Origin of the sequence: Streptomyces sp. NRRL F-5650, from assembly GCF_000721365.1 — a bacterium.
Classification (GTDB): domain Bacteria; phylum Actinomycetota; class Actinomycetes; order Streptomycetales; family Streptomycetaceae; genus Streptomyces; species Streptomyces ardesiacus.
This window is the reverse complement of sequence record NZ_JOGV01000030.1, coordinates 1-26439: the sequence shown is the minus strand read 5'-3', so window position 1 is coordinate 26439 and position 26439 is coordinate 1. Positions and strand designations below refer to the sequence as shown.

23 protein-coding genes and 1 pseudogene are annotated in these 26439 nt (G+C 72.1%); 17 read left to right on the top strand and 7 right to left on the bottom strand.

Annotated elements, in window-relative coordinates; genetic code table 11:
- Positions 1-21 precede the first annotated feature (21 nt).
- Positions 22-963, top strand: coding sequence for a hypothetical protein (locus IG88_RS0123840; protein WP_031044767.1), 942 nt, complete (start codon positions 22-24; stop codon positions 961-963).
- Between the two features lie 183 nt (positions 964-1146).
- On the top strand, positions 1147-2358 hold the full coding sequence (locus IG88_RS0123835) for a helix-turn-helix domain-containing protein (RefSeq protein ID WP_031044764.1): 1212 nt from the start codon (positions 1147-1149) through the stop codon (positions 2356-2358).
- Between the two features lie 21 nt (positions 2359-2379).
- Here IG88_RS0123835 and IG88_RS0123830 read toward each other — a convergent pair whose 3' ends face one another.
- The gene (locus IG88_RS0123830; RefSeq protein WP_031044761.1) at positions 2380-3348 is read right to left on the bottom strand and encodes an arabinan endo-1,5-alpha-L-arabinosidase; all 969 of its coding nucleotides are present in this window, start codon (positions 3346-3348) and stop codon (positions 2380-2382) included.
- Between the two features lie 263 nt (positions 3349-3611).
- Here IG88_RS0123830 and IG88_RS0123825 point away from each other — a divergent pair, with 263 nt between their 5' ends.
- Together IG88_RS0123825 and IG88_RS0123820 are read left to right on the top strand one after the other, a co-directional pair.
- Positions 3612-5180 (top strand): substrate-binding domain-containing protein, encoded by a 1569-nt coding sequence (locus IG88_RS0123825; RefSeq protein WP_031044758.1) that lies wholly within the window; start codon positions 3612-3614, stop codon positions 5178-5180.
- A gap of 144 nt (positions 5181-5324) precedes the next feature.
- Positions 5325-8087, top strand: coding sequence for a beta-galactosidase (locus tag IG88_RS0123820; protein WP_031044755.1), 2763 nt, complete (start codon positions 5325-5327; stop codon positions 8085-8087).
- On the opposite strand, the gene IG88_RS0123815 is transcribed toward IG88_RS0123820, so the two are convergent.
- A complete protein-coding gene (locus IG88_RS0123815; RefSeq protein WP_234332261.1) occupies positions 8062-8778 on the bottom strand; it encodes a MarR family winged helix-turn-helix transcriptional regulator in 717 nt (238 codons plus the stop codon). The two genes, IG88_RS0123820 and IG88_RS0123815, sit on opposite strands and share 26 nt — an antisense overlap.
- A 110-nt stretch (positions 8779-8888) precedes the next feature.
- On the opposite strand from IG88_RS0123815, the gene IG88_RS0123810 reads away from it, so the two are divergent.
- From IG88_RS0123810 to IG88_RS0123780, 8 genes are all read left to right on the top strand, one after another.
- Complete coding sequence (locus IG88_RS0123810; protein WP_031044748.1) at positions 8889-9860, top strand: aldo/keto reductase; 972 nt, start codon at positions 8889-8891, stop codon at positions 9858-9860.
- Between the two features lie 77 nt (positions 9861-9937).
- A complete protein-coding gene (locus IG88_RS44410) occupies positions 9938-10585 on the top strand; it encodes a Gfo/Idh/MocA family protein (protein WP_234332259.1) in 648 nt (215 codons plus the stop codon).
- Positions 10586-11029 (top strand): hypothetical protein, encoded by a 444-nt coding sequence (locus tag IG88_RS44405; protein WP_234332258.1) that lies wholly within the window; start codon positions 10586-10588, stop codon positions 11027-11029. It begins immediately after the preceding gene.
- Between the two features lie 196 nt (positions 11030-11225).
- Positions 11226-12341: an NAD(P)-dependent alcohol dehydrogenase gene (locus tag IG88_RS0123800; RefSeq protein WP_031044745.1), complete on the top strand. Its 1116-nt coding sequence runs from the start codon at positions 11226-11228 to the stop codon at positions 12339-12341.
- Positions 12342-12387: 46 nt separating this feature from the next.
- Complete coding sequence (locus tag IG88_RS0123795) at positions 12388-13470, top strand: MBL fold metallo-hydrolase (RefSeq protein WP_031044732.1); 1083 nt, start codon at positions 12388-12390, stop codon at positions 13468-13470.
- Positions 13471-13527: 57 nt separating this feature from the next.
- Positions 13528-14433, top strand: coding sequence for an NADP-dependent oxidoreductase (locus IG88_RS0123790; RefSeq protein ID WP_031044726.1), 906 nt, complete (start codon positions 13528-13530; stop codon positions 14431-14433).
- 51 nt (positions 14434-14484) lie between these two features.
- The gene (locus tag IG88_RS0123785; protein WP_031044723.1) at positions 14485-15234 is read left to right on the top strand and encodes an alpha/beta fold hydrolase; all 750 of its coding nucleotides are present in this window, start codon (positions 14485-14487) and stop codon (positions 15232-15234) included.
- Positions 15234-16376 carry a Gfo/Idh/MocA family protein gene (locus tag IG88_RS0123780; RefSeq protein WP_031044721.1) on the top strand — a complete coding sequence of 381 codons (1143 nt, stop codon included), beginning with the start codon at positions 15234-15236 and terminating at the stop codon, positions 16374-16376. The genes IG88_RS0123785 and IG88_RS0123780 overlap by 1 nt, the downstream gene beginning before the upstream one ends.
- 48 nt (positions 16377-16424) lie before the next feature.
- On the opposite strand, the pseudogene IG88_RS41555 reads toward IG88_RS0123780, so the two are convergent.
- Positions 16425-16706 (bottom strand): annotated as a pseudogene (locus IG88_RS41555) (aldehyde dehydrogenase family protein); the annotation flags it as partial.
- A 228-nt stretch (positions 16707-16934) separates the two neighbouring features.
- Here IG88_RS41555 and IG88_RS0123775 point away from each other — a divergent pair.
- Entirely contained in the window at positions 16935-17129 is a 195-nt protein-coding gene (locus IG88_RS0123775) for a hypothetical protein (protein WP_031044718.1), read from the top strand.
- Between the two features lie 31 nt (positions 17130-17160).
- Here the strand turns inward: IG88_RS0123775 and IG88_RS0123770 are convergent, their stop codons facing one another.
- Genes IG88_RS0123770 through IG88_RS0123755 form a run of 4 tightly spaced genes read right to left on the bottom strand, consistent with a single transcriptional unit; the run spans position 17161 to position 21857 of the window.
- Positions 17161-18666, bottom strand: a complete 1506-nt coding sequence (locus IG88_RS0123770) for an alpha-N-arabinofuranosidase (RefSeq protein ID WP_031044716.1) — start codon at positions 18664-18666, stop codon at positions 17161-17163.
- 43 nt (positions 18667-18709) lie between these two features.
- Positions 18710-19573, bottom strand: coding sequence for a carbohydrate ABC transporter permease (locus tag IG88_RS0123765; protein ID WP_031044713.1), 864 nt, complete (start codon positions 19571-19573; stop codon positions 18710-18712).
- The gene (locus IG88_RS0123760) at positions 19570-20511 is read right to left on the bottom strand and encodes a carbohydrate ABC transporter permease (protein WP_031044710.1); all 942 of its coding nucleotides are present in this window, start codon (positions 20509-20511) and stop codon (positions 19570-19572) included. The genes IG88_RS0123765 and IG88_RS0123760 overlap by 4 nt, the downstream gene beginning before the upstream one ends.
- Positions 20508-21857, bottom strand: coding sequence for an extracellular solute-binding protein (locus IG88_RS0123755; RefSeq protein WP_031044707.1), 1350 nt, complete (start codon positions 21855-21857; stop codon positions 20508-20510). The genes IG88_RS0123760 and IG88_RS0123755 overlap by 4 nt, the downstream gene beginning before the upstream one ends.
- Before the next feature lie 255 nt (positions 21858-22112).
- Between IG88_RS0123755 and IG88_RS0123750 the strand changes: the two genes are divergently transcribed.
- The 4 genes from IG88_RS0123750 to IG88_RS0123735 form a co-directional block, all read left to right on the top strand.
- A complete protein-coding gene (locus IG88_RS0123750) occupies positions 22113-22664 on the top strand; it encodes a hypothetical protein (RefSeq protein WP_031044705.1) in 552 nt (183 codons plus the stop codon).
- Positions 22661-23842, top strand: coding sequence for an MAB_1171c family putative transporter (locus tag IG88_RS0123745; RefSeq protein WP_031044701.1), 1182 nt, complete (start codon positions 22661-22663; stop codon positions 23840-23842). Before IG88_RS0123750 ends, IG88_RS0123745 begins: the two co-directional genes overlap by 4 nt.
- A gap of 82 nt (positions 23843-23924) precedes the next feature.
- Positions 23925-25136, top strand: a complete 1212-nt coding sequence (locus IG88_RS0123740; protein WP_031044699.1) for an MAB_1171c family putative transporter — start codon at positions 23925-23927, stop codon at positions 25134-25136.
- A partial coding sequence (locus tag IG88_RS0123735; RefSeq protein ID WP_107452284.1) for an NAD(P)/FAD-dependent oxidoreductase occupies positions 25126-26439 on the top strand: 1314 nt, incomplete at its 3' end. The genes IG88_RS0123740 and IG88_RS0123735, both read left to right, overlap by 11 nt.

Sequence of the window (26439 nt, the reverse complement as noted above, 5' to 3'; positions counted from 1 at the left end):
CCTTCCCGGAAGGCCACCACCATGCGCCCGATCTCCACCCGCACCCGGCTCGCCACCGTGTCCGCGCTGACCGCGCTCGGCGCCTTCGCCTCGCTGGGCACGGCGACCGCCGCCGAGCCCTCGCTCAACGGCGAGTGGGCCCCCTTCACCCGCTGCCCCGTGGACGCGCCCGCGATGCTGAACGCCGACGGCTTCGACCGGACCCCGCAGTGCGTGGTGTCCACCTCGGCGAGCGGCACCATCAAGCTGGGCAAGACCACCGTGACGACCGGCCGGACCAACCTCCAGATGGGCGTCGTCCAGAACGCGGACGGCACCAGCAGCGTGGTCGCCCCCGCCTCCGGCGCCCTGGTCGCCGACCCCGCGACCGTGCCCGGCGGGCTGCTCGGCCTGATGTGCCCGAGCGACATCCCCGTGATCACGGGCATCTGCAAGTCGCTGGAGGGCTCGAGCCTCAACAGGATCACCGCGACCATGGAGTCGGTCGGCGCCCCCTACGCCTTCGACCAGACCGCCGGCGTCCTCACCGACATGCCCATCGTCGCCCTGCCGGTCCGCATCCACCTGGAGAACCCGCTCCTCGGCGACAAGTGCTACATCGGGACGGCCGCCAACCCGATCGTGCTGCGCCCGGAGAACCGCGACTACCCCGAGGCCGGGCTGACCTTCTTCCGGGGCGACGGCACCGAGGACCCGGCCGGCGAGATGAGCCGGATCAACCTCACCGGCGCCACCCAGAACGACGGCACCTTCGCGGTGCCCGGCGCCACCGGCTGCGGCCTGAACGTCGGCCTGATCAACGCCGCGGTGAACGCCAAGACCGGGCTGCCCTCCGCCGCCGGGAACAACAGCGTCACCCTCAACGACACCCGGACCCACCTCACCGGACTCAACGCGCCCGGGACCGTCGTCCCCGACGCCGGCAAGGTCCTGGCCGGGAACTGGCACTCGGCCGTCGGGTAACGGCCGAAGGCACACACAACCGGGACACGATTCCTCCCCAAGAGATGTACAATACAACAAAGTTGATTTACCTTCAGCTTTGCCAGACCGGTGAACGCCCCGTGGACCGGCCCGGCCGCCGCCCGCCCAGGACGGGGCCCCGCCGGTCCGCCCACCGGACATGTCGACGGCAAGGGATCACACATGCCCGCAATCGCGCGTCCCACGGTGCTCGGTGAACCGCTCGACCCCCTCCCCAAGAAGTTCGCGGCCTTCATGCGGCCGCTGCTCCCGGGGCTGCTGAACGAGATCCGCACCGAGGTCACCCGCAGCTATCCGGTGTACGGCAGGCTGCTCAACGGTCCGGACGGGGACGCGATCCGCCAGGGCGTCGAGCAGGCCCTGACCGCCTTCGTGGACCGGGTGGCCGACCCCACCAGCAGCTCGGAGCTGCGGGACGAACTGCTGCGCCGCTTCGGCCGGGTGGAGGCCTACGAGGGGCGCGACCTGGAGGTGCTCCAGGGCGCCTACCGGCTCGGCGCCCGCATCGCCCTGCGCCGGGCCAAGACCCTGGGCCGGCAGTACAGCCTCTCCCCCTCACTGATCCTCGCCTTCGCCGACGCCCTCTTCGCCTACGTCGAGGAGCTGGAGGCCATCACCCGCGAGGGGTACGCGGAGGTCCGGGAGCGGGCCGCCTCCGAGGAGTCCGCGTTACGAAGACAGTTACTGCACTTCCTGCTGGCCGCGGCCCCGCTGCCCAGGACGGCCGTCTCCGAACTGTGCAAGGCCGCCGCCTGGGAACTCCCCCCCTCCTGTTTCCTGGTCGCCCTGCAGTCCCCGGCGCCGGAACACATCCAGGCGGGTCTGGACCGGGACGTCCTCGCCGACCTGGACATACCGCAGCCGCACCTGCTCGTGCCCGGGGAGGCCACCCCCGCCCGCCTCGACATGATCGCCACCGCCCTGGCCGGCACCCGCGCCGCGGTGGGCCTGACGGTGCCGATCACCCAGGCCGCCGACTCCGTCCGCTGGGCCCGCCGGGTGCTGCAGCTCGTGGACGACGAGGTCATCGCCGACGCGCCGCTGATCCACTGCGAGGACCACCTGACGACCCTGTGGCTGCTGTCCGACCCGGCCCTGGTCGACCGGATCGCGGCCCGGGAACTGGCCCCGCTCGACGCGTTGCCGGCCAGGCGGCGCGACCGGCTCGTCGAGACCCTGCGCGTCCACGTGTCCACCCGGGCGCCCGCCGAGCAGGTCGGCGAGGCGCTGGGCGTCCACGCGCAGACCGTCCGCTACCGGCTGCGCACCCTGGACACCCACCTGGGCGACCGCCTCGCCGACCCCGACCACCGCTTCGCCATCGAGGTGGCGCTGCGCTCGCTGCACCTGCGCGGACACGACGGCACGGAGTGACGCCGGGGGCCGGCGCGCGCCTCAGCGGGCCACCGGCCAGCCGCTGCTCCAGTCCAGCAGGTTGATGCCGAGCTTGGGGGTGCCGTTGTCCTCGCCGTCGTAGTAGTGGTAGACGATCAGGTCGCCGTCCACGTCGTTCATGACCGACTGACCGCCGGGGCCCACGACGCTGCCGTGCGACTCCAGGACCGGCGTCCCGCCGTTGTCCGTCATCGCGACGCCGTTCCTGTCGCGGTAGGGCCCGGTGACGCTGGTCGCCCGGCCGACCTTGACCTTGTAGGTGGAGGCGGTGCCGGCGCAGCAGGTGTCGTAGGAGGCGAAGAGGTAGTAGTAGCCGTTGCGCTTGACGACGTACGGCGCCTCGACGGCCTTGGTGCCGGTCGGGCGGGAGGCCAGGGAGCGGCGGGCGGTGTCGGAGGCGAGCTGCTTGCCGGTGGCCGGGTCGACGCGGATCATCTTGATGCCGGTCCACCAGCTCCCGAAGGACAGCCACCACGTGCCGTCGTCGTCGACGAAGAGGTTGGGGTCGATGGCGTTGTAGTCGCTGGAGGAGTCCGACGTGTAGACGATGCCGTAGTCGCTCCAGGTGCCCGGCGCTCCGGTGGTGGAGCCCGCGAGGCCGATGGCCGAGGTGTTGGAGCCGAAGGACGAGACGGAGTAGTACATCAGGTACTTGCCGCCGTGGTACGAGATGTCCGGCGCCCATGCCTCCGGGACGGACGAGTACCGCGACCACCAGGCGGGCCGGGTGGCGAAGGCGTCGGCGCCCGCGGCGAAGGCGGTGCGGTCCGAGGAGGACTTGCTGCTGAGGCCGCCGCCGGTGGCGTAGAGCAGGTACTGCCCGGACGCGGTGCGGATCATCGTCGGGTCGTGGGTGACGACGGAGCCGGTGACCCGGCCGGGGCCGGGGTAGGCCGACGCCGTGGCGGGGACGAGGGCGAGCAGGGCGGCGGTGGGGAGAGCGAGGAGTGCGGCTCTTCTGCGGCGCATGGGGGGCTCCTGTTCTCATTCTTTTGTTCGAGATCCCGGACGGCGATCGTGTTGTCGGACGTGACGCAGTGAGGGAACCTAGAGTCGAAGCGGTTGCGCGTCAACGTCCCGGACGGCAGCGGCCGTTGATGTCCGGAAAACACCGGGTGCCGAAGGTGGCCCGCGCGTGAATTCGGCGCGGACAGTCACCCGGACCGCACCCGCCCGCGTCCCGCCCCCGCCACCATGGCCTCCCGTGTCACCGTCCTGAGGGGGAGCCGGACGTGAGTGTGTCCTGGGGTTCCGTGGCCGCCGTCCTGGGTCTGGCCGTGCCCGTCGCGGCCGCGCTGTGGGAGTTCGTGCTGGCGGGCCGCAAACGGCTCGGCTACCGCGTCCAGCTCGACACCACCATCCGGGACTCGGCCGCCTCGGGGCCCGACACGACGGTGCTGCAGCGCATGCAGTGGGACGGCACGAACCTGACCGACCCCTCGGTCGTCCTGCTGCGGATCGAGAACGCCGGCTGGACCCCCGTGGTCGCCGCCGACTACGTCGCCCCGGCCAACGACCCCGTGGGCATCCGCATCGCCTTCCCCGGCCGCCGCGTGGTCGGCATGACCGTCACCGAGCGCAGCCCGCAGGTCCCGCCCACCTTCTTCGTGCCGGGGGCCGAGGGGTTCGAGACCACGGGCCGGGAGATCAAGCTGCCCAAGGTGATCCTCAACCGCCGGGCGCACTACAAGGTCCTGGCCGTCCTGGACCGCGAAGAGGGCTTCGCCGAGCCGGAGTTCCCCGAACCGGAGGTCACCGCCGGGATCGTCGGCGGAGTGCGCGGCGGGAACATCAGGAAGACCGCCTACTACCCCTTCGCCTCGCGCCAGGTCCGCTGGCTGCTCGCCTCGCTGATCCTGGTCAGCGCCACGCAGTCCGCCCTCGCGCTGTCCGGGAACGACGAGGCCGCCGCGCCGCTGGACTGCGCCGCCGGGACCCTCCACCTGTCGGGTTCCACGGCCTTCGCGCCGGTGCTGCGGGAGGCCGCGCGGCAGTACGAGCGGACCTGCCCCGACGCGCACATCCCGCTGACCGCGACCTCCTTCAAGGGCAGCGTCGACGGACTCGACACCCTCGCCTCCGCCGGTGCGGGCGCCCGCCTCCCGGACGGCCGGGGCCTGGGCGACCGGCTGGCGTTCAGCGACGGGCCGAAGTCCGACGGCCGCCCGCGCCTGCTGCCCAGGCCCGTCGCGCTGTCCCTGTTCACCCTGGTCGTGCACGAGGACACGGGGGTCGAGGACCTGTCCCTGAAGCAGGTGCGGGACCTCTACGCCGGGAGGATCACCAACTGGAGCCAGGTCAGGGGCAACGACGTCCCCGTCCACCTGGTCAGCCGCAACCCCGGCTCGGGCACCCGGACCACGCTCGAACGCCAGGTCCTCGGCGGCCGCCCGCTCCCCGCGGTCACCACGCCCGACTGCGCCGGCCTCGACCGGGACCGGCCCGGCCGCTGCGAGGTGGGCGGCACCGGAACGCTGCTGGACACGGTGGCCTCCACCCCGGGCGCCCTCGGGCACAGCGAGGTCGGCGCCGCCGCCGCGCGCGACGACGTCCGGCAGATCCGCATCGACGGCTACCCGGCCACCCTGGAGGGCGCCGACGAGGGGGCGTACCCGTACTGGCAGACGGAGGTCGCCTACACCTACGGCGAACCGCCGGCCGACTCGGTCGCCGCGGGCTTCCTGCGCTACCTGGCCAACGAGGTCGGCAAGGACGTCATCCGCTCCAAGGGGCACCGCCCCTGCGCCGAACTGGACAAACCCCTGCTGTGCCGGCCGGACGGGTCCCCGGGCCCGTCGTAGGGAGTCCCGCGGGACAGGTGTGCGGGGCGCGGCACCGCGGTCCTCGTCCGGCCGCGGGGCCGGGCGCTGGGACAATGGCCCGGCACAGGCGGTCCCGGGCAGCCGACGGGACCGGAGGTACCGCGCGCAACAGGAGAGGCTCCCTTGGAGCTCAGCAGGCCCAGCAGGCTCGGCAGACGAGCGTTCACCGCCCTCGCGGGCACCACCGTCCTCGGGCTCGCGCTCGGCGGCAGCGTGAGCAGCGCGGCGCTGCCCTACTCCGCCGGCCCCGGTCCCGTGCCCACCGGCCCGCCGCCCGGCCCGCCCGGCGCCGACGGCCGGCGCCACCGGGTGGGCATGGACCGGTACTCCCTGCTGGTGGACGGCAGGCGGCTGGCGCTGTGGTCCGGCGAGCTGCACCCCTTCCGGCTGCCGAGCCCGTCCCTGTGGCGCGACGTGCTGCAGAAGCTGCGGGCGTACGGACACAACGCGGTCAGCGTCCGCCTCGCCTGGAACCAGCACTCCCCCGCCCCCGGCCGTTACGACTTCACCGGCGTCCGCGACCTCGACCTGTTCCTGCGCACGGCCGCCGAGTGCGCCCTGTACGTCGTGGTGCACCCCGGCCCGTACATCGGCGCGGACGTGGACGCCGGGGGTCTGCCCGGCTGGCTGACGACCGTCGGCGCCCGCGCCAGGAGCACCGACCCCGCCTATCTGCGCCACGCCGACGAGTGGCTGAGCCGGGTCAACGCGATCGTCGCCCGCCACCAGTTCACCCGGGGCACCGGCACCGTGCTGCTCTACCGGGCCGACGTCCCCGAGCGCGCCGGCCTGGACCGCCTGCGCGCACGGCTGCGCGCCGACGGCGTCGAGGTGCCCCTGCTGCACCCCGGCTCCCCGCTCGCCTGGGAGGAGCCGGAGCGGGCCCGGGACGCCGCCGAAACGCGGCGGCTCCACCTCGGGCGCCTGGCCCGCGGGAGCACGCTGCACAACGTCCGGATGGCCTACGGCGGCACCTCGTGGGGCTGGCTGGCCGCGCCGTCGGCGCCGTCACCGACGTACGACCCGGGCGCGGCGATCGACGAGGCGCGCCGGCCGACGGCGAAGCTGGCGCCGCTGCACCAGCTCGGTCATCTCCTGCGCCACGTACCGGACTTCACACGGATGACCGAGGCCCCCGCGGTCCGGGCCGCGGACGCCCGCATCCGGGTGCGGCACCTGGCCAACCCGGACACCGGCGCCCACGCGTACGTCCTGCGCAACGACTCCGCCGCCGACGTCACCTCGACGCTGCCGATGGGCGGCACCGACGTGGAGGTCACCGTCCCCGCCCGGGACGCCAAGCTGCTCGCCACCGGACTCCGCCTGGGCTCGGGGCGCAGGCTCGCGTACGCCACCGTGCAGCCGATGCTGTCGCTGAGCACCGGGAAGCTGGACATCGCCGCGTTCGCGGGGCGGGCGGGCGAGATGGCGCACCTGGTCCTGGACTGCCCCGAGGAGCCGTGGCCGACCCGGCTGGACGAGGAGGCGGCCTGGACCTTCGACGACGGCAGGCTGCACGTGATGGTGCCGCTGAAGGAGGACCGCCTCACCCGCGTGCGGGTGCGCAGCGGCGGCACCGACCGCACCCTGCTCCTCCTCTTCGCCGACGACGCCGCCTCGCTGCGGCTGTGGCCCTGCGAGACCCCCTCGGGCCGGATCCTGGTGCGCGGCCCCGAGCTGCTGCGCGAGGCCGCGCTGGACGGGGCCACCGTACGGCTGACCGGCGACACGGTCGACGAGCGGGAGCTGGAGGTGTGGGCACCGCCCGGCATCACCGACGTCACCTGGAACGGTGCCCGGGTGCAGTCGGGCCTGGGCCGCGCCCTGAGCCTGATGACGGTGTGGCCGCTGCCGGGCGTGCCCGGCCTGGCGCTGCCCGCGCTGAAGGGCTGGCGGCGGCGCCCGGAGAACTTCGAGGCCGAGCCCGGCTACGGCGACGAGGGCTGGACGGTGGCCGACCGGCGCACCTCGCACAGCACCACGCCGGTCCCCGACGGGCAGCCCGTGCTCTTCGCCGACGACTACGGCTTCCACTACGGCGACGTCTGGTACCGCGCCCGCCTCACCGGCGCCGCGGGCCTGGAGTCGGTGTCCCTGTCGTACCGCACGGGCGCCCGCGGCCTGCTGATGGCCTGGCTGGACGGGGAGCCGCTGGGCACGCACCGCATGGGGCGCGAGCACGACGACGGGAAGGGCACCTGGACGGCCACGGCGGACTTCCGGCTGCCGGACGGCCTGCGCGCGTCCCTGCGCGAGGAGCGCGGCGGGGGCACCGCACCACCCGTCCTGGCCGTCCTGGTCCGGCGCACGCAGCACGGCCAGGACGCGTACCGGGCGGCCCGCGGGCTGGTGTCGGCCCGGTTCGGGGGCGCCGAGCCGGACGTGAGCTGGCGGATCATGGGCGCCGCCGCCCCCGACCCGGTGCGCGGGCCGCTCAACCACGGCGGGCTGTACGGGGAGCGCCACGGCTGGCACCTGCCCGGTCACGACGACGGCGCCTGGGAGCCGGGCTCCCCCGCGGCCGCCGGGGACGGGGACCGGCGCCAGGGCGTGACCTGGTACCGGACCACGTTCCGGCTGGACGTCCCGCCGGAGACCGACGCGTCCGTCGGCCTCGCCCTCGGCGGCGCCCCGGGCCGGGACGTGCGCGTCCAGGTCTTCCTGAACGGCTGGAACATGGGCGAGTACGTGGGCGGCGCCCCGCACACCTTCGTCCTCCCGAACGGCATCCTGCGCACCCGCGCCGCCGCCAACACCCTGGCCCTCGCGGTCCTGACCGACGGCGACACCGCGCCGGGCACGGGCCCGGTCCGCCTGGAACTGCTGGGCACCGCGGCCGGCGGAGTACCGGTGGAACCCGTCACGTCCCCCGGCCGACGCCGCTGACCGGCGCTGATCCGGCGCCCGGCGGCGTCGTGCCCCGTCCGGCTCGTGACGTCCTGTGCCGGGACGTCCCCTCCCCGTCAGGGGCGTCGTCAGGCAGGGGCCGCGCGTCGGGTTGCCCGCGCTTGATGGCCGTCTCCACCGCGGTCCCGATGCGGCGCAGTGCCGCCAGTTCCTGAGGACTCAGGTCATCGATCAGGTACTCGCGGACTGCGGCGACGTGTCCCGGCGCCGCTGCCACCACTACGTCGTAACCGGCCTCGGTCAGCGTCGCGGTGGTACGCCTTCCGGAACCGGGGATCCGCTTGCGTGCGACCAGTTCGCGCTTCTCGAGCCGACCGACGACATGGGACAGCCTCGACAGTGACGCCGCCGTTCGCGCGGCCAGGGCGCTCATCTGCATGGTGCGGTCCGGCTGCTCGGAGAGGACCGAGAGCACCATGTACTCGAAGAAGGTCAGCTGAGCCTCGCGCTGCATGCGCGCATCCAGCGCGGCAGGCAGGCTGATCATGATCGCGGAGTTGGCCAGCCACGCCGCCAGCTCGTCGCCGTTCAGCCATCGCGTCCCGGCAACCGGACCGGTGGACTCCCCCGAGCCGGAGCCCTCGTCGGCACGAGCCGTCGCCTCGGCCGTCGGCCCGTTCCGCGGTCGCCGACGGCGTCGGCCGTTCGTGTCGTCTGCCGTGCTCGCCATGAGGACATCCTAGAACCACTTATTGACGCGTCAAGTTCGAGGGAGTAGAACTTGACGCGTCAAGTTCGCTCTGCGGCGCCGAGGCCCGCCCCACACGGAATGGACAACAGATGCAGTCCACGTCGCTCGGCAGGCTCGATGTCCCGCGCATCGGCCTGGGTGTCATGGGGATGTCGGCGTACTACACCGGCGCCGGCCGGGACGAAACCGAGTCGATCCGCACCATTCGTCGCGCCGTCGACCTCGGTGTCACCCATCTGGACACCGCCGAGGTGTACGGCCCCTACGTCAACGAGGAACTGCTGGGTCGCGCGATCAAGGGCCGCCGGGACGAAGTCGTCCTCGCCACCAAGTTCGGCCTCGTCTCCCACACCGGCCGGCCGGGCCCGGACAGCACCCCCGCCACCATTCACACGGCTGTCGACGGCTCACTGCGGCGGCTCGGAACCGACCGCATCGACCTCTACTACCAGCACCGGGTCGACCCCAGCACTCCCGTCGAGGAGACGGTGGGGGCGCTGAGCGAGCTGGTGGAGGCGGGCAAGGTCCTCCACATCGGGCTGTCGGAGGCGTCAGCGGCGACCGTCCGCCGGGCCCACGCGGTCCATCCCGTGGCCGCTGTCCAGAGCGAGTACTCGCTGTGGACGCGTGACCCGGAGGCCGAGGTGCTGCCCACGCTGCGCGAGCTCGGCATCGGACTGGTTCCCTACGCACCGCTGGGACACGGCTTCCTCACCGGTGACATCCGCACCCTGGACGGCTTGGACGCCGCCGACTGGCGTCGCTCCAATCCCCGGTTCACCGGCGACAACCTCACGCGCAACCTGCGCATCGTCGACCAGGTGCGCGAGGTCGCCGACGAGGTCGGGGCCACGCCCGTGCAGGTCGCTCTGGCCTGGCTGCTCGCGCAAGGAGACGGCATCGCGCCCATTCCGGGGACGACACGCATCGACCGCCTCGAGGAGAACAGCGCCGCCGACGGCATCCGGCTCACCCCGGGCCAGATCGCCCGCCTGAACAACCTCACACCGGCGTCCGGCGAACGCCATGCCGAGCCCGACATGGCCGCCGTCGACCAGTGAGTCAAGCGCGCACGCACCGATGTGCCCCGCGCACCACACCACGTCTTGCTCCAGCGAAAGAAACGGAACACCACATCATGTCAAGCACTCCCATTCGGGTCGGCATCATCGGCGCGGACACGAAGGCGAGCTGGGCGGGCGCATCGCACATACCCGCGCTGGCGGCACAGCCCGACTTCCACCTGGCCGGTGTGGCGACGCGGCACGAGGAGAGCGCGCGCGGCGCTGCCGAGGCGTTCGGCGCCGAGCGTTGGTTCGCGGACCCCTACGCGCTCATCGATGACCCTTCGATCGACCTCGTCACCGTCGCGGTGAAGGTCCCGGCCCACCGCGAGCTCGTCCTGGCGGCCCTCGCGGCGAACAAGGCCGTGTACGCGGAGTCGCCGCTGGGCGCGACCGTCGCGCAGACGGAAGAGATGGCTGAGGCGGCCGGCTCACTGCACACGGCGATCGGCCTGCAGGGCCGGCTCAACCCCTCGGTACGCCGCGCGGCGGAGATCATCGCCGAGGGCCGGCTCGGGCGGCTGCTCTCGGCGCGAGTCGCCGCGACGACCTTCGGCAACGGCCCGGAGTCGGTGAGCGCGTACGAGTACTTCGACAAGGCAGCGTCCGGAGCCGGTTTCCTCCCCATCGCCGCGGGCCACGTCCTGGACGTGGTCGAGGCCGTTCTCGGCGACATCACCGAGATCGACGCTCGCACCGAACTGCTCTGGCCCCAGGTTTAGTTGGCCGACACCGGCGCGATATCCGTCCGCGAGGTCCCGGATCACCTCGACGCCATCGCCAAGACCTCCTCGGGGGCGCCGGTCGGGGTGCAGATCCTGGCGGGCGTGCCCGCCGCCGACGCCCACTTCAGTCTGGAGGTACGCGGATCGGAGGGCTGGCTGAAGCTGACGGGCGACCACCCCGCGGGCGTTCAGGTCGGCGACCTCACCCTCTCGTCGAGCGTCGCCTTCACCGCGCCCGACCGCCCGGTCGCCACCGGCACGGGACCCACCGCCGCCGACATCTGGACGGGCGCCTCCATCAACGTCGGCGAGGTCTACGCCGGCCTGGCCCGCGACATCACGAACGGCACGCACCACACCCCGGGTTTCCAGCACGCCGCCCACAACAGCCGTCTCGTCGCCCGAGTCGAACAAGCCGCCCGGACCGGCGTCCGGCAGTGACGCCACCGCACCTCGCGGCACCGTGCACTACTGCCGTGACGGATACGGCGACCGATCCGCGGGCACGGGCGGCCGACATAGGTTCGGACCCGCTGAAGGATTCCTGAGGCCCCATCCCCCCGATCAGGGAGTCGTTGATGATGTCAGTCCCTCGTCACCATCGCCCTCGCGGCGCTTCGCGGCAGGCTCGCCGCACATGACCACCTCGGCGCGCGCCGCTGTTCTCGAAGCGCGGGACGGGCCCTTCGAATTCCGCGACATCGAGATCGAGGACCCGCGGCCCGACGAGGTACTCGTTCGCATGGTCGCGACCGGAATATGCGCGACCGACGCTCACGTGCGGGCGCAGCGAATGGCGACGCCGCTGCCGGTGGTGCTGGGGCACGAGGGGAGCGGAGTCGTCGAACGCGTGGGGGCCGCTGTCACCACCGTCGAGCCCGGTGACCACGTCGTCCTCTCCTACCACTCGTGCGGCCGCTGCAAGCCGTGCATGTCCTCGCACGCCGCCTACTGCGACAACGTCTGGGCGGCCAACTTCGCAGGTGCCCGCCTGGACGGCTCCAACGGACTCCACGTCGCCCACGGTGCTGAGCCGCACGGTCACTTCTTCGGCCAGTCCTCGTTCGCCACCCACGCCCTGACGCACCAACGGAACACGATCAAGGTCCCCCGCGATCTGCCCCTCGACGTCCTGGCTCCGCTGGGGTGCGGGCTGCAGACGGGCGCGGGGGCCGTGCTCAAGGCCCTCGCCGTGCCGGCGGGAGCGTCCTTCGCGGTCTTCGGTGTGGGAGCGGTGGGTCTGGCGGCGGTCATGGCGGCACATGTCGCGGGTGCCACCACCGTCGTCGCCGTCGACGTCGACGCCGGCCGCCTCGATCTGGCCCGCGAACTCGGAGCGACGCACCTCGTCGACCCCGGCCGGGTCGAGGATCTGACCGGCGCGCTCCGCGCCGTCGCCGAACGCGGTCTGGAGTACGTCCTCGACACGAGCGGCCGCGCGGAGAACCTCGACGCCGGGGTCGGCGCCCTGGCACCGATGGGCCGGTTCGGCTTCGTGGCGTTCCAGGAAGGAACGGGCGCCGTGCTCGACGCCGGGCGGCTCACGCTCGGCCAGTCGCTCCAGGGCATCATCCAGGGCGACGCCGTCTCGTCGCTCCTGATCAACGACCTTGCCCAGCTCTGCCGAGCGGGCCGGTTCCCCATCGACCGACTGCTGTCCTTCTACGACTTCGCCGACATCAACACCGCGTTCGAGGATGCGGGCTCGGGCCGCGTCACCAAGGCGGTCCTTCGATTCACGTCACCGGGATAGACCACCCGTTCGACGGATTACCGACAACACAGACAGGATCCCGTCGATGTGCCAGAGCAGTCAGATACCCATCAGCGTCGAAGAAACCCCGAACTTCTACGGGATCGACCACTATGGATTCCCCCGCGCGGGGGCGGACGACCCGTTGGACCCCGAGGGCTATTACCCCCCGTATTTCCAGAGCGAGCACTTCCAGAAGTACGGCTACCACGTGGAAGAACTGCGCGACGGCTTCTACTGGGTCACCAGTGCCGGCTACGACGCCGCATTCGTGGTGACCGAGGAGGGCGTGGTCGCGATCGACGCACCCCCGACGCTGGGCGAGAACATGCTGGCGGCGATCGAGGACGTCACCGACCGACCGGTGACCCACGTCATCTACAGCCACTGGCACGCCGATCACATCGGCGCGGCCTCCGTGTTCGGTCCCGACGTCGAGATCGTCGCCCACCGCATCACCAAGGAACTCCTGGAGCGCTTCCCCGACCCGAAGCGCCCCCTGCCGACGAGGACGTTCGACGACGAACTCGTCCTGGAAGTGGGCGGCGTGAGCCTGCAGCTCTCCTACAGGGGAGAGAACCACTGCCCCGGCAACATCTTCATCTACGCGCCGCGGCAGAAGGTGCTCACGGCCGTCGACATCGTCAGTCCGGGAAGCGTCACGTTCATGCACTGCGACGCCTCGCAGAACATCTCCGGCTGGTACGAGGCTCAGTCCCAGATCCTCGAATACGACTTCGACTACTTCGTCGGCGGGCACCACATGCATTACGGCACCTACGAGCAGGTGAAGCTGTGCGTGGAGTACTTCGCCGACGTGCTCGAGGGGGCGACTGCGGCGGTCGAGCGGTTCAGCCGCTCGGATGCGCTCGCCGACATCGTGACCGGCACCGGCTGGAACAGGATCTTCGTCGGCACCGAGAACTGGATCAGCTCCATGGCGAACTACACCACCCGCCACGTCCTGGAGAAGGAGACGAGCGACGGCCGGCTCTGGTGGGAGCGGCTGGCAGGAGCCACCACCCAGACCAAGTACCACGCGTACACCGTGCTGGAATCCATCCGCCTCGAACGGCCCCGGCCCGACTACCGCCTGCGGGGCGAGAATCCTCCGGTCTTCCTGACCTGACACCGTTCTGGTCCGAACGGTGCGAGCAAATGACCCTTGTACACGAGAAGGATCACCATGAAAGCCGTCGTCATCACCTCGTTCGGCGGACCCTCCGTGTTGCGGGTCGCGGAGGCTCCGCGACCGGTGCCGGGTCGGGGTCAGGTACTGGTGCGGGTTCACGCCGCGGGGGTGAACCCGGCGGAGATCCAGGCACGCGCCGGAGCGTTCCGCCTGCGTGCTCCCGCCGTCATCGGATTCGAGTGCGCCGGCGTCGTCGAGGCGGTCGGCCCGGGCGTCGACGAGGGCGTGGTCGGCGACCGCGTCGCCGGCTGGCCGGACTCCGCCACCCAGGGCTCCTACGCCGAGTACACGGTCAGCAGCAACTTCGCGACGATCCCCGACGGCGTTTCCTTCGAGGAGGCCGCGGCTACTGTCATCGGCGCCGACAACGCGGCGAGGGCTCTGGGGCTACTGGACATTCGCCCGGGTGAAACGCTCGTGGTCACGGGCGCGAGCGGTGCTCTGGGCGGCGCCGCCGTGCAGTTCGCGCGACAGCGGGGTGCAACGGTGATCGGCGTCGCCGGGACTGCCAACGCCGACTTCGTCAGGAGTCTCGGAGCGACCCCTGTCGCCCACGGCCCGGGCCTGGTCGATCGCATCCGTGCCGCCGCTCCGGGCGGGGTCGACGCCGCGCTCGACACCGCCGGCAAGGGGCTCCTTCCCGCCCTCGTCGATCTTCTCGGCGGCCCCGACCGGATCGTGACGCTCGCCGACCGCGATGCCGCACAACACGGCGTCGTATTCAGCCCCGGGGGCAGCGGCAACCGGGACCGCGGCCCTGTCCAGGAAGCCCTGGATCTGATCGCCGCCGGCGCATGGACCGCACGCATCGGCCGGAGCTTCCCGCTCGACGAGGCCGCGGACGCTCATCGCCTCGTCGCCACGGGCCACACCCACGGCAAAGTCATCCTCCTTCCCTGACTCGGCCGACCGGCCGCTCAACCACGACAACAATCAATCGGAGAATCCGCAATGCCTGCAGTCCTCGTCCATGGTGTACCTGATACCCACCGGCTTTGGGACACCGTCCGTTCCCATCTTCAGCGCGACGACATTGTGACGATCGATCTCCCCGGGTTCGGCGTACCTCTGCCAGCGGGATTCAGGTCGACGAAAGAAGAGTATCTCGATTGGCTTATCGAGAAGATCGAAGAGATCGGCGAGCCCGTCGACCTGGTCGGTCATGATTGGGGGTCTCTGCTCACGGGCCGTCTCGCGTCTGTCCGACCGGATCTGGTGCGGACATGGACAGGCATCAGCGGCCCCATCGATCCGGAGTATCCGTGGCACTATCTCGCCAAGATCTGGCAAACGCCGGGCGAGGGCGAGCAGTGGATGGCGGACCTCGACCTCGAGGCGTTCGCAGCAAGCCTCAACGAGGCGCAGATGCCGCGCGACGCGGCAAACGAATCGGTCCGGCATCTCGATGCCACCATGAGAGCAAGCATTCTCGCCCTCTACCGTTCGGCGATCGAGGTCGGGGCGGAGTGGAAGCCCGGCTTGAGCAACGTGACCGCACCAGCGCTGGTGATCTGGGGCCTGGACGACCCGTTTCTTCCTCACCGCTTCGCCGACGAGCTCGGTAATGCCACACGCGCACGTGCCGTCTTCAAGCTGCGCAGTTCGCACTGGCCGATGATAGAGCGGCCGGCCGATGTCGCGCGCGAACTCGAGGCCCACTGGGCTCACGGGGAGAACCCGCACCCGGCAGGAGCATCCTGATGACGAATTCAGCACATACCCGGATCGGCGTCGGCCTTGTCGGGGCTGGTGCCGATCGGGGCTGGGGCGCAGTTGCCCATGTCCCGGCGCTGCAGGCGCTCGACGCGTTCCAGATCCGCGCCGTCAGTACGACTCGCATGGAGAGCGCGAACGCGAGCGCTCGTCGGGTGGGCGCCGCTCTCGCCTTCGACACACATGAGGCTCTGGTCGTGCGACCGGAGGTCGACCTGGTGGTGGTCGCGGTCAAGGTGCCGGAGCACAAGCAGATCGTTTCCGACGCGCTGGCCGCGGGCAAGATGGTCTATTGCGAATGGCCGCTCGCAAGAAGCCTGTCGGAGGCCGAAGCGCTGGAGGGGTTTGCCCGCGAGCGGCGGCTGCGGACGGTTGTCGGGTTGCAGGGCGGCCTGCACCCGCCGATCCTCTTCCTTCGCGACCTCATCGCGCAAGGCGTGATCGGCAAGCCGCTCAGCACGAGCATCCGAGCGCATGTGGCCGACGACATGTGGGCCGGCCGATATGACCCGCCGGTCGAGTACATGGCCCACGCGAAGAATGGCGCCACGCTGCTGAGCATCATGCTCGGTCACGGGCTCGAACCGCTTGCGCGCGTGCTCGGCACGTTCGAGAGTCTGTCCGCCGTCGTCGCCAATCAACGCGGTGACGGCGTCCGCCTCTCCGATGGCGCGTCGCTGCCGAAGGACGCGCCGGACGAGATCGTCGTCGCCGGCGTTCTCGAAGGCGGGATCGCCACTTCGCTGCACTACAGTGCCGGGCAGCCCGCCGGCTCGGCGACGGTATGGGAGATCCAGGGCACCGAGGGCAGTGTGCGTGTGGAGTCGGCGTCGGGCTACATCCATTTCACCGATCTCACCATCGCTCTGCGCCGCGGCGGCGAGCCTGTCCAAGTGCTCCCGGTTCCCCCCGCCTATGCGGACCCCGACCTGCAACTCGACGCACCCGCAGCGGGGGTCGCCCGCCTCTACGCCCAGTTCGCCGCCGACCTCCGCGACGGAACCGCCGATGCGCCGGATTTCGCGGTCGCACTGGATCGCCACCGGGTGCTCGAGGCGGTCACACGGGCCGCCGAAACAGGTCACCGGCAGCATCTGTCCCGCCCCGACCGAATGAACTCCCGTCCCTGAACCCTGACGGCAGGGTGCCAACGGCGCAGGACGCGGGTCACAGTCGGCATCATCAGTGGTCCAGACGGTCCCGGCCCGCGGTTCGCGGCCGACGCGCAGGGGGCGGTCGACATCACGGGTCCAGATGCTCGCGGCCAGGCCGGACTCGGTGGCGTTGGCACGCGCCACGGCGTCGGCCTCGGAGTCGAACACCTCGAGGGTGGCGACCGGACCGAACACTTCGCGCTGCACGACCGGCGAGGACACGTCGGCGACCTCGACCAGGGAGGGGCCGAGGAGCGCCCGGTCCCGCTTGCCCCGCACAAGGACGGTGGCGTAGTCGGCGGCGGCCCGCCGGCCTGCCCCATTCCGTCGGTCCGACGGGACCGGTCACCCGGGCCGGGCACGGTCGCGTCGCTCAGGGCCGGGGCGCCGCCCCGTGCGGGGACTCGTCCACGCCCGCACGGCAAGAGCGATCTCGCCGTGCGGGCGTCCGCGTCCTTGGTGTGATGTCTGGGCCGGTTCGTCGTGGCCCGGCATCCACGGGCCCGAGACCGAAGCATCGGTGGTTCGCCGGCCGTGCGCGCCGCCCACGAGCCGTTCCCCAGCGACTCCCGCCACCTGCCCGCCCGTCGGCCGAGCCCGGAGCACCTGGGACGCAAGGAGACCGCCCTCCTGCTGGCGAGCGCCGTGATGCGCGGTGCCGGACTCGACCGGTCCCGGATCAGCTGCGAGGAGAACGGAAAGCGGCTCTGCGTGCCGGCGACGCCGTGATCCGGGAGAGCCGGCCCGACCGGCGCCGGGGTCAGCGCAGCCGGATCACGTTCCAGGACAGCGGCTCCAGGGCGGCGGTGAGCCTTCCGTCGGCCAGGGTCGTGCCGTCCACCGGGTGGGGGACGACGCGCTCGGGGTCGGTGAGGGTGTTGCGGGCGTCGGGGTCGGCGTCGGCGAGGGCGCTGTGCTCGACGACCTCGCTCACGCCCAGGCCGCCGAGGGCGACCTCCAGCGGGAGGGCCTCGGTGCGGGAGCGGTTGACGGCGAAGACGGTGACCGAGCCGTCCTCGGCGCGTACGGCGGTGGCGTGCAGGAGGTCGGCCTCGCCGTACTTCGCCGTCTCGTAGGTGGGCGAGTCCACGCGGACGTCGAGCACCTCGCCGCGGCCGTACTTCGACGCCTGGGAGAAGGGGAAGAAGGTCGTCTGGCGCCAGGCCGGGCCGCCCGGCTCGGTCATGATCGGGGCGATGACGTTGACGAGCTGGGCCAGGCAGGCGACGGTGACGCGGTCGGCGTGCCGGAGCAGGGCGATCAGGAGCGAGCCGAAGACGACCGCGTCCATGACGCTGTAGTTGTCCTCCAGGATCCGGGGCGCCTCGGGCCAGTCCAGGGCGCTGACCTCGGCGTTGGTCTTGGCCATGTACCAGACGTTCCACTCGTCGAAGGAGAGGTTGATCTTCTTCTTCGACTTGAGGCGGGCGCCGACGTGGTCGCAGGTGGCGACGACGTTCTCGATGAAGGACTCCATGTCGACGGCGGAGGCGAGGAAGGAGTCGACGTCGCCGTCGAGCGGTTCGTAGTAGGCGTGCAGGGAGATGTGGTCGACCAGGTCGTAGGTCTCCTGGAGGACGGTGGCCTCCCAGGTGGCGAAGGTGTCCATGGCCTGGCTGGAGGACCCGCAGGCGACGAGTTCGATGTCCGGGTCGATCTGGCGCATGGCGCGGGCGGTCTCGGCGGCGACGCGGCCGTACTCCTCGGCGGTCTTGTGGCCGGTCTGCCAGGGGCCGTCCATCTCGTTGCCCAGGCACCACAGCCGGATGCCGAAGGGGTCCTTGTCGCCGTGCTCGGCGCGCAGGTCGGAGAGCGCCGTGCCGGAGGGGTGGTTGGCGTACTCCTGGAGTTCCAGGGCCTCCGCGACGCCCCGGGTGCCGAGGTTGACGGCCATCATGGGCTCGGCCTGGGGGCCGATCTTCTTGAGGAAGGCGATGTACTCCGAGAGTCCGAAGCGGTTGGTCTCGGTGGAGCGCCAGGCCAGGTCGAGGCGGCGCGGGCGGTCCGCCACGGGGCCGACCGAGTCCTCCCACTTGTAGCCGGAGACGAAGTTGCCGCCGGGGTAGCGCACGGCGGTGACGCCGAGTTCGCGGACGAGTTCCAGCACGTCCTGGCGCAGGCCCTCGGCGTCCGCGGTGGGGTGGCCGGGCTCGAAGACGCCGGTGTACACGCAGCGTCCGAGGTGTTCGACGAAGGAGCCGAAGAGCCGGGGGTTGACGGCGCCGACGGTGAAGGCGGGGTCGAGGGTGAAGCGGGCGGTGCGCATCTTTTCCTTTCGGAGGGGGTGACGTGTCGGCGTACGGGGCGCGTTACTGGCCGGCCAGGCCCGTGTGCGCCACGCCCGCCACGATCTGGCGCTGGAAGAAGACGAAGACGACGATCAGGGGCAGGCCGGCCATGAGACCGCCGGCCATGAGCTGGGCCCACTGGATGCCGTAGGAGTTCATGACGGTCGCGATGCCGTTCGGCATGGTCATCAGGTCGGGGTTGTTGGTGACCATGTACGGCCACAGGAAGTTGTTCCAGGAGCTGATGAAGGTGAAGATGCCGACCGCCGCGAGCGAGGGGCGCGACAGCGGCACGATGATCGTGAAGAAGACGCGCCAGCGGCCGGCGCCGTCGATGAAGGCGGCCTCCTCCAGTTCGCGCGGGATGCCCTGGAAGAACTTGTAGAGGATGTAGACCATCGCGGCGGGCGCGCACTGCGGCAGGATCATGCCCCAGTAGGTGTCCACCATCCCCATCTGCTGGACGGTGGTGAACAGCGGCACGCCGAGCACGGCCGGGGAGACCATGAGCCCCGTCATCACCAGGCCCATCAGGACGCCCTTGCCGCGGAACTCGGTGCGGGCGAAGCCGTATCCGGCGAGCGCGGCGACCAGCAGCACGATCGTCGTCACGCACACGGAGACGACCAGGGAGTTGACGAACCAGTTGGTGATGTTGCCGTTGTCGAGCATGGCCGACCACGCCTGGCCGGTCCAGTCCTTCGGGAGCCAGTGCGGCGGCACCTCGACGGCCTCGGTCTCCGACTTCAGGGAGGTGAACAGCGCCCAGGCCAGCGGTGCCAGGAACACCGCGGAGACGGCCGTGCCGAGGAGCGTGAGCACGATCTGGCCGGGGGTCCAGCCCCGGCGGGGCCGGGTGCGGACCGGCGGTGCGGCGGTGGTCATCGGCCACCCTCCTCACGGTTGCGCAGCAGCCACATCCGGGCGAGGGCGACGGCCGCGATGAGCACGAAGAAGATGATGGAGATCGCGGAGGCGTAGCCCACGCGGTAGCTGGTGAAGCCCTGTTCGAGCGTGTACTGCACGAAGGTGCGGGTCGAGTCCTCGGGGCCGGGCCCGAAGTCCTGCATCACGACGGCCTGGTCGAAGACCTGGAGCGAGGCGAGGATCTGCAGGGCGACGACGAGCCCGGTGATGTTGCGCAGCATCGGCAGGGTGATGTGGACCGTGCGGTGCCAGGCGTTGGCGCCGTCGAGCTTGGCGGCCTCGTAGAGGTGGGCGGGGATGCCCTGGAGGGCGGCGAGGTAGAGCAGGAAGCTGAAGCCGACGGTCCACCACAGGGTGGTGATGACGACCGCGAGCATGGCGTACGACTTGTCGCTCAGCCACGGCGTCTCGATGCCGAAGACGTGGTTGATCATGCCGGTGCCGGGGTTGAAGAGCCACTGCCACAGGTTGGCGGCGACGGTGGACGGCAGCAGGAACGGCAGGAAGAAGCAGAGCCGCCACAGCCACTTGCCGCGCTCGATGTGGTGGGCCAGCATCGCGAGGAAGAAGGCGAGGACGGTGATGCAGGGCACGACGAGCAGCGTGAAGTACGCGCTGTGCCCGAGCGAGTCCCACATCAGGGGGTCCTGGAGGGCCTCGCGGTAGTTGTCCAGGCCGACGAAGTGCGCGCCCTCGCCGGAGATGTTGGCGTCGGTGAAGCTGAGGTAGAGGCCGCGCAGCAGCGGCCAGACGACGAAGAGCACGAACAGGGCGAGGAAGGGCGCGACGAACCAGCCGCCGTGCTGGAATCCCTGCCTGCGCCCCGCGGTGGCGCTGTCCGCGGCGGTCTTCGCGCGCGCCGGGCGGACGATCGTTTCCGCACTGGTCGTCGTCATGCGGCCGCACCTCCCTGCGCGGCGGTCCTGCCGTCCATCGGGTTCTTCATGGCGAGCAGTTCGGTGAGGACGCCCTTCATCCGGCGGGCGGCGCTCTCCGGCTTGGCGGACCCGGCGGTCGAGCTCATCACGACGGGGCCGATGCGCTGGGCGAGCAGTCCGGTCGAGCCCGCGAACCACACCTTCGGCTCGGTGGCCTGGTGGTCCATCGCGGAGACGTACTCGCTCTGCGGCTGGAGTCTGCGGTACGCGGCCGAGGACAGGGTCGGCATGTACGCGGGGATGTGGCCGCCGCCGGCCCACTGCCGGGCGTGCCGCACGATGTAGGCGGCGAGGCGGTGGGCGGCGTCGTTCGTGGCGCCGCTGCGGTCGGGCTGGTGGGGCAGGACGAAGGCGTGGGACTCGGCGTGGGTGGCCCGCCTGCCGAAGACCGGCGGCAGCGGGGCGGCGCCGTAGTCCAGCTTCGCGGTGTCGAAGACCGGCACCGACCAGTTGCCCTCCCAGGTGAAGGGGGCGCCGTTGACGAACTGTTCGGCGTCGGCGGCGCCCGCGACGGAGTAGCCGTCGGTGATGTGGCGGCGCAGGAACTCCAGGACCTCGGTGGCCTTCGCGGTGTCGAAGGTGACGTCGGTGTTGGCCGCGTCGAACCAGGTGCCGCCGAGCTGGGTGTAGAAGGCGACGAACATCCACCACTGGATGTTGAGGTCGTTGACGTGCAGGCCGAGGGTCTGCAGTCCCTTCCTGGTGGCCTTCCTGGCCTCCTTGAGCAGGGCGAACCACTCGTCGGTGGAGGTGACGGGGACCATCCGGCCGTCGTCGCCGAGCAGGCCCGCCTTCTTCAGCACGTCCTTGCGGTAGAAGCAGAGCTGGACGTGGATGTCGAGCGGCAGGGCGTAGAGCTTGCCGTCGATGACGGCGCGCTTCCACAGCTCGGGGTTGAAGTCCTCCTGCCGGACGCCGTACTTGGCGAGCAGGGCGGGGTCCCAGGGGTCGAGGAGGCGGCCGGGCGAGAAGCCGGTGACGCGGCCGAGGTGCATGACGCCGAGGTCGGGCGCGCGGTTGCCGGCGGCGGCCATGGCGAGCTTGGTGTAGAAGGGGCTGCCCCACTGGAGGGTGGAGTCCTTCACGTCGATGCCGGGGTTGTCCCTGCGGAAGGAGTCCAGCATCGCGATCATGTTGTAGCCGTCGCCGCCGCTGAAGAGGTTCCAGTAGCGCACCCGGGTGTCCGCCCCGGAGGCGAGCGCGTCGGCGCCGGTGCCGAGCGCGGCGAAGCCGAAGCTGCCCGCGACCGTGAGGCCGCCCGCCGCGGCCAGAAAGTGCCTGCGATCCAGGCCAGGTCGTCCCATGCCCTGCCCCATCTGTCGTCGTTCGCTGTGCGGCGCCACCGGATGTTCGGCATATCGAATGACGCTCGTAACTTCGAACGGGAAACGTAGGTGGGAAGCGCTTGCGCGTCAATGGTTCGGGCAGGATCTCGGGCAGGACTTTCGCGGAGGGTGACCGGATGCCCTCGGACCTGCCGGGGAACTGGCCGCCGGGGCACGCGTCTTGGCATATTGCAGGGGTGACCGGAGGACCGCCGGGGGGACGAGGAGACAAGCGTGCGAACCAGGAAGGAGATGCGGCGGCTCGCCGACACCCTCACCGACCCCATCCGGGTGGCCGTGCCTGCCGATCCCGAGGTGCTGTTCGACGCGCTCGTCGCCTCCGTCAGCGCGTGGCGGGGCCGGGAGGTGGTCGTGCACCGGGCGGCGTTCCCGCCGCACACCGCGAGCGGACTGTGGCTGGAGCGCGAGCACCACGACGACGTGGTGGTGGACGAACGCGCGGCCGTCTGGCACCAGATCGTGATCCTGTGCCACGAGGTCTGGCACATGAACCGCCGCCGGGCCGAGGCGGAGGCGGGGGCTGAAGCAGGGGCCGCCGCGGCGGCCGTCGGCCGTCCCCGGCCGATGGCCGCGCGCACCGACTTCTCCCTGGCCGAGGAGCAGGAGGCGGACCGTTTCGGCATGCTGATGGGCAGTCGGCTGCGCACCTGGCTGGACGCCTCCACCGACTCGGTCTTCGCCACCGGGGGCGGCGACCCGGCCGGCCCGCGCAGCCTCGCCGGGCGCATCGGCGCCGCGCTCAACTACCGCGGGACGACACGGTGAACAGCGCGATCAACTACCTGAGTTGCGCGGCGCTCTGGCTCGGCCTGGCGATGAAGGCCCCCGACCTGCTGCGGCACCGGCACGATCCCTACCTCCGGGCCATCTGCGCCGTGCTCGGGCTGGCCGGGCTCTGCTTCCTGCTCGGGGCGCCCCCGACGGTCGGCGCCGTCAACCGCCTGAGCGGCGTGCCCAACCTCGCCGCGCCGCTGACCTACGCGGCGATCACCGGGTACTGCGCCGCCTCCCAGGTCCTCGTCGTCCACTGGCGCGGCGGCCCCCGGATGCACCGCACCGCCCGCCGGTGGACGCTCGCCTACGCCGTCGTGGTCCTCGGCATCGCGGTGGCCTTCGCGCTCGGCGAGGCGCCCGTGGAACGCCGTACCGACCTGGACACCTACTACGCGACGACCCCGTTCATCGCCCAGATGATCGTGCTGTACCTGGTCGCGCACCTGACCGCGGTGACCGTCACGACGGTCTCCGCGCTGCGCTGGGCACGGGAGGTGCGCGGCGGGCTGCGGGCCGGGCTGCTGCTGCTCGGGGCCGGTTCGCTGTGCGGCGCCGGTTACAGCGTCACCAAGCTCGTCGCGGTGAGCGCCCGCTGGTCCGGGCACGACTGGTCGGCGCTCGGCACCACCGTCTCCCCGGCCGCGGCCGGACTCGGCGCCCTGCTGGTGGTCGTCGGGGTGCTGGTGCCGCTGGCCGCCCCGCGGCTCGCCGGGCGGCGGCGCGCGGCCCGCGCCTACGCGCGGCTCGAACCGCTGGAGCGGGCCCTGGACGGCCTGCTCGTCCGCCGGTCGCTGCGCCTGCCCCGCCCCCGGTTCGCCTCGCCCGCCACCCTCCTGATGTGGCGCCGCACCAGCATCCACAACGCGCTCGGCCACTTGGACGCGTACTGCGACCGGGACCTGTACGACCGGACCCGGGCCGACGCGCTGGCCGCGACGGGGGACCCCGAGCTGGCCGGGGCGAAGGCCTGGGCCGAGGTGCTCGCCGACGCGCTGCGCCACGAGGCCGCTCCCGGCCCGGCGCCGGTGCGGGCCGCCACCGGCGGGCCCCCGCTGCCCGCTCCGGACCCGGCGGCCCTCGCGCGGATCGCCGACGTGCTCGGCGGCGCCGTACGGGTACCCGCAGCGCCCGCCCTGCCGAGCGGCAGGGCCACGGCGGGCACCGCGTGAGGGCCGCGAGGCGCCCCGACGGCCGCGGGGGCGCGCGGCGCGGCCGTGCCGGTGCGGTCCCGCGGGGAAGGAGTGGTCGGGCGTGAGTCTCGTCGTCTACCTGGCGGCCCTGGTGTTCGGCATGACCTCGGTGCTGCTGTTCCGCCGCCCGCGCACCGCCGTCCGTGATCCGCTGACCCTGTCCACCTGCGCGGCGATCGTCCTGGGCGCCCTGGTCTTCGTGTGCGCCGCCCCGGCCACCCTCGGCACCGTCAACCGCCTCACCGGCGTCCCCAACTTCGGGGCCCCGCTGACCTACGGCATGCTCTCCGCGTACAGCTGCGCGGTGCTGGTGCTGCTGATCAACTGGCGCGGCGGTCCCCGGTCGGTGGTGCGGCGCGCGGTGCTGCGCAGCATGGCCGCCTACGGTCTGCTGGTGGCCGCCGTCGTCGTGCTGTTCCTGCTCGCCGACGCGGACACCGAGCGGCTGACCGACCTGGACACGTACTACGCCGGTACGCCGTTCATGCGCGAGATGATCCTGCTGTACCTGCTCGGGCACAGCGCGGCGATGCTGGTGATGTGCGTCGTCTGCGTCAAGTGGAGCCGTGAGGTGGACGGCCTGCTGCGGACCGGGCTGCGGCTCATCCTGCTGGGCGCGCTGCTGGACCTGGTCGGGTTCCAGTGCACCAAGTACACGGCGGTGGTGGCGCGGTGGGCGGGGCACGACCTCGACTTCCTGTCCACCACGGTGGCCCCGCCGATGGCGTCGCTGGCGGCGCTGGTGTGTTCCGTCGGGTTCGCCCTGCCCCGGCTGCTGCCGTCGGTGCTGGCCCACTGGCGGGGGCTGGACGACTACCGGCGCCTGGGCCCGCTGTGGTCGCTGGTGAGGTCGGTCTCCACGGCCCCCAAGCCGCCGGCCCCCTGGTGGCAGCTTCCCCGGGCCCGGCTCCAGTGGCGCGAGGTGTCCATCCACGACGCCCTGCTCACCCTGGCGCCGTACTTCGACCACCGGGTCCGGGAACGGGCCCGCGACGCCGCCCTGCTCGCGGGCCGGTCCGCGCACGAGGCCCGGCTGGCGGCGGAGGCCGCGATGCTCACCGACGCGGCGCGCCGGGCCGCCGCCCACGAGGAGCCGCCCGACACGGCCGGTTCCTACCGGCTGCACGCCACCGAGGTGCCCGGCCCGAGCGGTCTGGTGGAACTGTCGCAGGCGCTGCACCGCCCGCCCGGGCGGGCCGCCGCGCCCGGGGGCCCGAACCCGTCCGCCCTGACCGGAACCCTGACCGAACCCGAGGAGCCCCATGTCGCGTAGAGCTGTCGTCGTCGGTGCCGGAGCGGCCGGGATGCTGGCCGCGGCCGTACTGGCCGGCGCGGGCGTGGAGGAGGTCGTCGTACTGGACCGGGACGAGCTTCCCGACGGACCCCGCGGGCGCCGGGGGCTGCCCCAGGGCCGGCACGCGCACCTGCTGATGGCCGGCGGGCTGGCCGCGATGGAGGAGATCGTGCCCGGCGTGAGCCTGCGCAAGCGGCTGCTGGCCGCCGGGGCCCACGAGGTGTCCCTCAGCTCGGGCCTGCTGGCCCGCACCCCCGAGGGCTGGCTGCGCCGCTGGCGGCGCGAGGGGCCCGTCATGCTCACCTGCACCCGTGCGCTGGTGGACTGGACGGTACGTTCCGCGGTGCTCGAACACCCGTCGGTCGAGGTCCGCGAGGGGACCGCGGTCGCCCTGACGGGGTCGGCGGGGCGGGTGCGGGGGGTACGGGTGTCGGGACCGGGCGGCGAGGCGGACCTCGACGCCGACCTGGTCGTCGACGCGAGCGGGCGCGGCACGCGGATCCTCGCCTGGCTGGAGGGGCTCGGGCTGCCCGGCGTGCGGACCCGGACCGTGGACGCGGGACTGGTCAACGCCTCGCGCCTGTACCGGACACCGGCCGGGGCGGAGCGGTTCCCGCTGACGATCGTGCACGCCGACCCGTACGCCGCCCGGCCGGGCCGCAGCGCCATGGTCATGCCGGTCGAGGGCGGCCGGTGGCTGGTGAGCTGCGGCGGCACGCGCGGCGGTGAGCCGCCGGCCGACCCCGAGGGCTTCCTGCGCTACACGCTCGGCCTGCCGGACCCGATCGTCGGCCGGCTGATCTCCGGCGCCGAACCCCTGACCGACGTGCACCTGAGCCGGTCCACCACCAACGTCCGGCACCACCTGGACAAGGCGCCCCGCTGGCCGGAGGGCCTGGTGGTCCTCGGCGACGCGCTCGGCACCTTCAACCCGGCCTACGGACAGGGCATGTCGGTGGCCGCGTTCGGCGCCCGGGTCCTCGGCCGGGAGCTGGAGCGGGCCGGCCGCCTCGACGCGCCCGGCCTCGCCCGGCGGGTGCTGCGAGGGGCGGCCCGCCCGGTGGACGCCGCCTGGGCCGTGGCCGTGGGGCAGGACGTCCTCTACCCCGCGACGCGCGGCGGCGGCCGGCCGGGGATCGCCGACCGGGCGGTGACCGCCTACACCCGGCGCCTGACCAGGGCGGCCACCGGCAGCTTCGCGGCGGCCTCCGCGCTCTGGGACGTCACCAGCATGCGCACCCCGCCGACCCGGATGTTCCGTCCCCCGGCGGTCCTGGCCGCC

What these genes read in the sequence shown, in the direction of transcription:
- IG88_RS0123840 (WP_031044767.1), top strand. Translation starts at nt 22, where the DNA reads ATGCGCCCGATCTCCACCCGCACCCGGCTCGCCACCGTGTCCGCGCTG.
- IG88_RS0123835 (WP_031044764.1), top strand. Translation starts at nt 1,147, where the DNA reads ATGCCCGCAATCGCGCGTCCCACGGTGCTCGGTGAACCGCTCGACCCC.
- IG88_RS0123830 (WP_031044761.1), bottom strand. Translation starts at nt 3,348, where the DNA reads ATGCGCCGCAGAAGAGCCGCACTCCTCGCTCTCCCCACCGCCGCCCTG.
- IG88_RS0123815 (WP_234332261.1), bottom strand. Translation starts at nt 8,778, where the DNA reads ATGGCGAGCACGGCAGACGACACGAACGGCCGACGCCGTCGGCGACCG.
- IG88_RS0123810 (WP_031044748.1), top strand. Translation starts at nt 8,889, where the DNA reads ATGCAGTCCACGTCGCTCGGCAGGCTCGATGTCCCGCGCATCGGCCTG.
- IG88_RS44410 (WP_234332259.1), top strand. Translation starts at nt 9,938, where the DNA reads ATGTCAAGCACTCCCATTCGGGTCGGCATCATCGGCGCGGACACGAAG.
- IG88_RS0123800 (WP_031044745.1), top strand. Translation starts at nt 11,226, where the DNA reads ATGACCACCTCGGCGCGCGCCGCTGTTCTCGAAGCGCGGGACGGGCCC.
- IG88_RS0123795 (WP_031044732.1), top strand. Translation starts at nt 12,388, where the DNA reads ATGTGCCAGAGCAGTCAGATACCCATCAGCGTCGAAGAAACCCCGAAC.
- IG88_RS0123790 (WP_031044726.1), top strand. Translation starts at nt 13,528, where the DNA reads ATGAAAGCCGTCGTCATCACCTCGTTCGGCGGACCCTCCGTGTTGCGG.
- IG88_RS0123785 (WP_031044723.1), top strand. Translation starts at nt 14,485, where the DNA reads ATGCCTGCAGTCCTCGTCCATGGTGTACCTGATACCCACCGGCTTTGG.
- IG88_RS0123780 (WP_031044721.1), top strand. Translation starts at nt 15,234, where the DNA reads ATGACGAATTCAGCACATACCCGGATCGGCGTCGGCCTTGTCGGGGCT.
- IG88_RS0123770 (WP_031044716.1), bottom strand. Translation starts at nt 18,666, where the DNA reads ATGCGCACCGCCCGCTTCACCCTCGACCCCGCCTTCACCGTCGGCGCC.
- IG88_RS0123765 (WP_031044713.1), bottom strand. Translation starts at nt 19,573, where the DNA reads ATGACCACCGCCGCACCGCCGGTCCGCACCCGGCCCCGCCGGGGCTGG.
- IG88_RS0123760 (WP_031044710.1), bottom strand. Translation starts at nt 20,511, where the DNA reads ATGACGACGACCAGTGCGGAAACGATCGTCCGCCCGGCGCGCGCGAAG.
- IG88_RS0123755 (WP_031044707.1), bottom strand. Translation starts at nt 21,857, where the DNA reads ATGGGACGACCTGGCCTGGATCGCAGGCACTTTCTGGCCGCGGCGGGC.